General features: G+C 72.4%; 8 protein-coding genes. 5 read left to right on the top strand and 3 right to left on the bottom strand.

From position 1 onward, the window contains the following. Positions 1 to 189, bottom strand: a 189-nt coding sequence (locus VGD85_RS09735; protein ID WP_331063256.1) for a MerR family DNA-binding transcriptional regulator, incomplete at its 3' end; no start/stop codon positions are given. A gap of 84 nt (positions 190 to 273) precedes the next feature. On the opposite strand from VGD85_RS09735, the gene VGD85_RS09730 reads away from it, so the two are divergent. Both VGD85_RS09730 and VGD85_RS09725 read left to right on the top strand, forming a co-directional pair. After that, positions 274 to 1,464, top strand: coding sequence for an acyl-CoA dehydrogenase family protein (locus VGD85_RS09730; RefSeq protein WP_331063255.1), 1,191 nt, complete (start codon positions 274 to 276; stop codon positions 1,462 to 1,464). Between the two features lie 62 nt (positions 1,465 to 1,526). Next, positions 1,527 to 2,105: a GtrA family protein gene (locus VGD85_RS09725; RefSeq protein WP_331063254.1), complete on the top strand. Its 579-nt coding sequence runs from the start codon at positions 1,527 to 1,529 to the stop codon at positions 2,103 to 2,105. Here the strand turns inward: VGD85_RS09725 and VGD85_RS09720 are convergent. Further along, on the bottom strand, positions 2,050 to 2,646 hold the full coding sequence (locus VGD85_RS09720; RefSeq protein ID WP_331063253.1) for a Maf family protein: 597 nt from the start codon (positions 2,644 to 2,646) through the stop codon (positions 2,050 to 2,052). The genes VGD85_RS09725 and VGD85_RS09720 overlap by 56 nt on opposite strands. Continuing rightward, entirely contained in the window at positions 2,643 to 3,236 is a 594-nt protein-coding gene (locus VGD85_RS09715; RefSeq protein WP_331063252.1) for a TetR/AcrR family transcriptional regulator, read from the bottom strand. The genes VGD85_RS09720 and VGD85_RS09715 overlap by 4 nt, the downstream gene beginning before the upstream one ends. A gap of 77 nt (positions 3,237 to 3,313) precedes the next feature. Between VGD85_RS09715 and VGD85_RS09710 the strand changes: the two genes are divergently transcribed. The 3 genes from VGD85_RS09710 to VGD85_RS09700 all read left to right on the top strand — a co-directional run. After that, a complete protein-coding gene (locus tag VGD85_RS09710; RefSeq protein ID WP_331063251.1) occupies positions 3,314 to 4,738 on the top strand; it encodes an MFS transporter in 1,425 nt (474 codons plus the stop codon). A 7-nt stretch (positions 4,739 to 4,745) separates the two neighbouring features. Continuing rightward, positions 4,746 to 5,744 (top strand): glycoside hydrolase family 6 protein, encoded by a 999-nt coding sequence (locus VGD85_RS09705; RefSeq protein WP_331063250.1) that lies wholly within the window; start codon positions 4,746 to 4,748, stop codon positions 5,742 to 5,744. Between the two features lie 77 nt (positions 5,745 to 5,821). After that, the coding region (locus VGD85_RS09700; RefSeq protein WP_331063249.1) for a response regulator at positions 5,822 to 6,355 on the top strand (534 nt) is incomplete at its 3' end.

The raw sequence follows: 6,355 nt of genomic DNA, 5'->3' as shown, positions 1-6,355 counted from the left end.
GAGGCGGCGCCCGCGGAGGATGAGCTCGAGCCGGATCCGGTCCCGGTGGTGGAAGACCCGTGCCGTGCCACGGCGCTCGGGGGAGAGCAGGCCGAGGTCCTCGTAGTGGCGCAGGGTGCGGAGGGTGACGGCGTACTCGTCGGCGAGCTCGCTGATCGTCCAGGTCCGGCCGGGGTCCGGGGGTGGCATGGCTGCTCCTTGCGCTTACGTAACGTAAACGACCTACAGTCCTTACGTTCACGTAAGCGTAAGTCATGAAGGGACTCATTGACCGTGTCTTCCTACGAGCTCTCCGCAGAGCACGAGGCCTTCCGCCGGAGCGTCCGGGAGTTCGCGGAGGCGGAGATCGCCCCGCACGCCGCGCAGTGGGACCGCGACCACCACTTCCCGGTCGACGTGGTGCGCAAGATGGGCGCCCTCGGGCTGTTCGGGCTCACCGCACCGGAGGAGTACGGCGGCGCCGGCGACGACGGCGACTTCACCAGCCTGTGCGTGGCGATCGAGGAGATCGGGCGGGTCGACCAGTCGCTGGGCATCACGCTCGAGGCCGCGGTGGGCCTCGGCATCAACCCCATCCTCAGCTACGGCACCGACGACCAGCGCCGGACCTGGCTGCCGGACCTCGTGGCCGGTGAGCGCCTGGCCGGGTTCGGGCTGACCGAGCCGGGGGCCGGCTCGGACGCCGGGGCGACCAGGACCCGCGCGGTCCTCGAGGACGGCGAGTGGGTGGTCAACGGCTCCAAGCAGTTCATCACCAACTCGGGCTCGGAGCTGACCAGCCTCGTCACGGTGACGGCGCGCACCGGCACCCGGGAGAACGGGTCGGCCGAGATCAGCACGATCATCGTGCCCAGCGGGACGCCCGGCTTCACCGCCGAGAAGGCCTACGACAAGCTCGGCTGGCACGCCTCCGACACGCACCCGCTCACGCTGGAGGACGTGCGTGTCCCCGAGGCGAACCTGCTCGGCGAGCGGGGCCGCGGCTACGCGCAGTTCCTCGCGACGCTCGACGACGGGCGCGTCGCGATCGCCGCGCTCGCGGTCGGCTGCATCCAGGCGTGCTTGGACCTCAGCGTGGAGTACGCCGGCGACCGGCAGACGTTCGGCGGCCCGATCGGGCGCAAGCAGGGCGTGGCGTTCCAGATCGCCGACCTCGAGGTGATGCTGCACGCGAGCCGCCTGCTCACCTACCGGGCCGCCGCGATGAAGGACAGCCAGCGCGACGGTGGCGGCGCCTCGATGAAGGACTTCAAGCAGGCGGCCGCGGTCGCCAAGCTCTACGCGACCGAGTCCGCGGTCACCGCGACGCGGATCGCCACCCAGGTCTTCGGCGGCTACGGGTTCATGGAGGAGTACCCGGTCACCCGGTTCTACCGCGACGCGAAGGTGCTCGAGATCGGCGAGGGCACCTCCGAGGTGCAGCGGATGCTCATCGCCCGCGGCCTCGGCCTGCCGGTCGAGTAACCGACGGCGCGCAGGGACCCGCATTTCCGATCGGGGTGGGGCGAGCCGTTAGCCTGGGTGCCATGGGAGGCCGGTGGGAACGCGTCTTCACCGAGGCGTACCGGTTCCTCGCGGTGGGCGGCCTGGCGACGATCGTCGCGTTCGTGATCTTCAACTTCCTGGTGCACGGCTTCAACACCGAGCACCGTGCGCTGCTCGACGGGCATCCCTACCTGGGCTACGTCATCGCGAACACGGTCGGGATGATGATCAGCTACCGGGGCAGCCGCACCTGGGTCTTCAAGCACCGCCCGCCGCGCTCGGCCGACGGGGGACGTACGGCGTTCATCGCGATCAACCTGGTGACGATGCTGATCCCGATCGCGTGCCTGTGGGTGAGCCGCAACGTCGTCGGGCTCGACGACCCGTGGTCGGACAACGTGTCCGCCAACGTGATCGGGCTGTTCCTCGGCCTGGTCGCGCGGTTCTACCTGTTCCGCACGCTGGTCTTCAAGCGGCCCGTGCACCTGCCCGACCTGATGCACAACCCGATGCAGGTCTTCGAGCTCAGTGAGCTCCCCGACTCCGAGGGCGCCTCGGAGGTCGTCATCGAGCCCACAGATCCGTCCAGGAGCGACCCAGCTCCGCGACGAGCTCCCTGACCAGGGGCAGGCTGACGCCGACCACGTTGTGGTGGTCGCCCTCGATGCCGGTGATGAACGCCCCGCCGAGGCCATCGACGGTGAACGCGCCGGCGACGCTCAGCGGCTCGCCGGTCGCGACGTACGCCGTCACCTCCTCGTCGCTGACCTGCGCGAAGTGGACGGTCGTCGCGGCGGTGGCCGCGGCCACCCGCCCGGTGGCGGTGTCGGTCAGGCAGTGACCGGTCAGCAGCACGCCGGTGCGCCCGCGCATCGTCCGCCACCGCTCGACGGCCTCGTCGGCGTCGGCGGGCTTGCCGAGCGCGGCGCCGTCGAGCTCGAGCACCGAGTCGCAGCCGAGCACGAGCGCGTCCGCGGGCAGGTCGGTGCGACCGGCGACGGCCGCGGACTTCAGCTCGGCGAGCTGGAGCGCCAGCTCGGCGGGCGGGAGGCCGTCCAGCTGCGACTCGTCGACGCCGGAGACGATCACCACCGGCTCGACGCCTGCGTTGCGCAGGGTCTGGAGCCGGGCGGGGGAGGCGGAGGCGAGGACGAGGGTCACGCCGGCGATTCAAGCAGCTCGACCGCGTCACCGAACGCACAGGCCGTCAGGGGGGCCAGCGGGTCGTCCGGCTCGAGGTGCTCCAGGGCCCGCATCGAGACCATCACGTTGAGCAGCATCCCGTAGGCGATGAAGTCGCGGACCTCCTCGTCGCTCCAGCCGGTGCGCCGGATGGTCGCGAACACCTCGCCCATGCAGGAGCGCGCGGCGGCGGCGATCTCGTCGATCCCGCCCGCGGAGAAGCCGTGCATCATCACCTGCAAGAAGGCGTGGTCCTGGAGCAGCTCGGTGTAGGCCTGGCCCATCCGCTCCCGGCCGTCCTCGCTCGCCGGGTCGAACGCGGGGTCGTCGACGACCGCGGCGAAGGCCTCGCGGATCCCGCCGACCGCGCGCTGGAAGACCTCGAGGAACAGCTCGAGCTTGGTGCCGAACATCCGTACGACGTACGGCTGGGACACCCCCGCCTCCTTGGCGACCGCGTCGGTGCTGGTGCCGTGGTAGCCGCCGCGCGCGAACGCGCGGGTCGCGGCCTGGAGGATCGCCTCGCGCCGCTCGTCCGCACTCATCCGGGGCGCCTTCGTCGACATCATGCTTGACAGATTATCAGTCGATTACTTAGCGTTGGCCGCGGTCTGGTAATCATTCAATTACAACTTCTGGAGATCCGATGACCCTCCTCGACGTGGCGGCCCCTCCCGCCCCGGCGCGATCGCGCCGCGCGCCGGTCTGGCTCGCGATCGTGGCCGCCTCCCTCCCGATGTTCATGGCCACGCTGGACAACCTCGTGATGACCAGCGCCCTGCCGGTGATCCGGGCCGACCTCGGCGCATCGGTCAGCCAGCTCTCGTGGTTCATGAACGCCTACACCCTGACCTTCGCCACCTTCATGCTGCCGGCGGCGACGCTGGGGGACCGGCTCGGCCGGCGCCGGGTGATGCTCGCCGGGCTGACGGTCTTCACGCTCGCCTCGATCGCCTCGGCGATGAGCACCACCTCGGAGGCGCTGATCGCGGCCCGCGCCGTGCAGGGTCTCGGCGCCGCCGCGATCATGCCCCTCTCGCTGACCCTGCTCGCGGCCGCCGTACCGCCCGCGATGCGGGCGGCCGCGATCGGGATCTGGGGCGGGGTCAGCGGCCTGGGCGTCGCGCTCGGGCCCGTCGTCGGCGGCGCGGTCGTCGAGGGCGTCAGCTGGCAGGCGATCTTCTGGCTCAACGTCCCGGTGGCGGCGGTCGCCGGCCCGCTGCTGGTGGTCGCGGTCCGCGAGTCGCGGGGCACCTGGCAGCGCCTCGACCTCGTCGGCGCCGCGCTGCTGGGCGGCGCGGTGTTCCTCGGCATCTGGGGGATCGTGCACGGCAACGACGACGGTTGGAGCGACCCGCGGGTGCTCGTCCCGCTGGTGGTGGCCGGGCTCCTGGTCCCGGCGTACGTGCGCTGGGCGCGCGGTCGCTCGTACGCCGTCCTCCCGCTGCGCCTGTTCTCCTCGCCCGCGTTCTCGGTGGCCAACGTGGTCGCGCTGTTCTTCACGATCGGCATGTTCGGCACGGTGTTCCTGCTCTCGCAGTACCTCCAGGTCGTCCAGGGCTACACCCCGCTCGAGGCCGGGCTGCGGACGCTGCCGTGGACCGCCGCCCCGATGGTCGTGGCACCGCTGGCCGGGCTGCTCGCGCCGCGCACCGGGCTGCGCGCGCTGCTGCTCTCCGGGCTGGTCCTGCAGACCGCGTCGCTGGTCTGGTTCGCGGTGCTCACCGAGACCGTCGCCGGCTATCCGTCGTTCGTGCCCGCGCTGCTGATGGCGGGGGTCGGGATGGGGCTGACGTTCGCGCCGATGTCGACGGCCGTGCTCGAGGGCCTGCCCGAGGCCGACTTCGCGATGGCCAGCTCGGCGAACTCGACGATCCGGGAGTTCGGCGTCGCGCTGGGCATCGCCCTGCTCACTGCGGTGTTCCTCGGCAACGGCGGCGCGATCTCGCCGGTGGGGTACGACGGCGCGATCGGTCCCGCGCTCCTCACCGGGGCCGCCGCGGTCGCTGTCGCCACGGTCGCCTCGCTGCTCGCCCCCGGCCGGCGGAGGAGCGGCGCTCCTCGGGCATGATGGCGCGGTGCCCCGCCGCATCCTCCTGGCTCCGTTGCTCGCGGCCGTCCTGGGCCTCGCGGCCTGCGGGGGGAGCGATGGCGGCGGGGAGCCGCACCCGACCCCGGACGCGCAGGCGAGCAATCCCTACGCCGGTCGCGCCGGCTACGCGGACCCGGGCTCGCGGACCGCTCGTGCGGCGCAAGGGGCGACGGACGACGCCGAGGCCGCGCGGGTCCTCTCGCGGCTCGCCGCGACGCCGCAGGGCATCTGGCTGACTCCCGAGGAGCACCCGCCGGGGTCGGTGGCGCCGTTCGTCGCGCAGGTCGTCGAGGCAGCAGGGAAGGCCGACGAGGTCCCGACGTTCGTGGTCTACGGGATCCCGGACCGCGACTGCTCGGGTGGGTTCTCCGGCGGCGGCCTCACGGCGGAGCAGTACGCACCGTGGGTCCAGGAGATCGCGGACGCCGCCTCGTCCGCCGAGGTCGCGGTGCCGGTCGTCGCGGTCGTCGAGCCGGACGCGCTCGCCTCGGCGGTCGAGTGCGACCGGCGCGAGGAGCGGGTCCGGCTGATCGCGGACGCGGTGGACCGGCTCGTCGACGCCGGCGTCACGACGTACGTCGACGGCGGCCACTCGCACTGGATCAAGCCGGCCCGGCTGGCGCCGCTGCTGCGTGCCGCCGGCGCCTCCCGGGCGCGGGGCTTCGCCACGAACGTCTCGAACTACCAGACCGACGCCGACGAGCGGGCGTACGGCGAGGAGCTCAGCGCGCTGCTCGGGGGCGCGCACTACATCATCGACACGGGGCGCAACGGCAACGGCTCCACGGAGGAGTGGTGCAACCCCACCGGCCGTGCGTACGGCACCGATCCCGCCCCCGCCCCCGCGGGGGACGCCGAGCACCTCGATGCCTCTGTGTGGGTGAAGCCGCCGGGGGAGAGCGACGGCGAGTGCGGGGGCGGCCCGCCGGCCGGCCGGTTCTGGCCCGAGCGCGCCCTGGAGATGGCCACCTCGTCCGGATGGTGAGCGAACCGCTCTAGCCCCCCTGTGCCGCCAGCGGGTCCGCGGACCCGAGCACCCCGAGCGTTGTTAGCATTCGCCACATGCAACCGGGCAGCGAGTGGGTGGCCGTCATCATCGAGGACGAGCCCGATGTTCGCGACCTGATCGACATCGTGCTGACCCAGTCCGGCTTCCGGACCGTGGTGACCGAGAACGGCCCCGACGGCGTCGAGGCGGTGCGCCAGCACAACCCGCTGATCACCACGCTCGACGTCAACATGCCGGGCATGGACGGCTTCGCGGTGGCGAAGCGGCTGCGCGAGTTCAGCAACACCTACCTCATCATGATCACCGCGCTCGCCGACGAGATCGACGTCGTCCAGGGCTTCGAGGCCGGGGCCGACGACTACCTGGTCAAGCCGTTCCGCCCCCGCGAGCTGCGCGCCCGGGCCGACTCGATGCTGCGCCGCCCGCGGACCCGATTCGAGACCCCCGCCGGCTGGGCCGGTGACGACGCCGCCGCGCCGGCGCAGGAGCACGCACCGCAGCAGGAGTCCTGGGCGGCCGCCGCGGCACGCGACCTCGCCGCAAACCACCCGCTCCAGCCGCTCCACCCCGAGCCCGCCGCCCCGCCG

This window comes from Nocardioides sp. (genome assembly GCF_036401255.1).
GTDB lineage: Bacteria > Actinomycetota > Actinomycetes > Propionibacteriales > Nocardioidaceae > Nocardioides.
Note: the sequence above shows the minus strand (reverse complement) of the source record. Positions and strands in the feature narration are given on the sequence as shown.

Excerpts from the sequence above, each read along its gene's own strand:
- VGD85_RS09725 (WP_331063254.1), top strand. The coding sequence starts at position 1,527 with ATGGGAGGCCGGTGGGAACGCGTCTTCACCGAGGCGTACCGGTTCCTC.
- VGD85_RS09710 (WP_331063251.1), top strand. The coding sequence starts at position 3,314 with ATGACCCTCCTCGACGTGGCGGCCCCTCCCGCCCCGGCGCGATCGCGC.
- VGD85_RS09715 (WP_331063252.1), bottom strand. The coding sequence starts at position 3,236 with ATGATGTCGACGAAGGCGCCCCGGATGAGTGCGGACGAGCGGCGCGAG.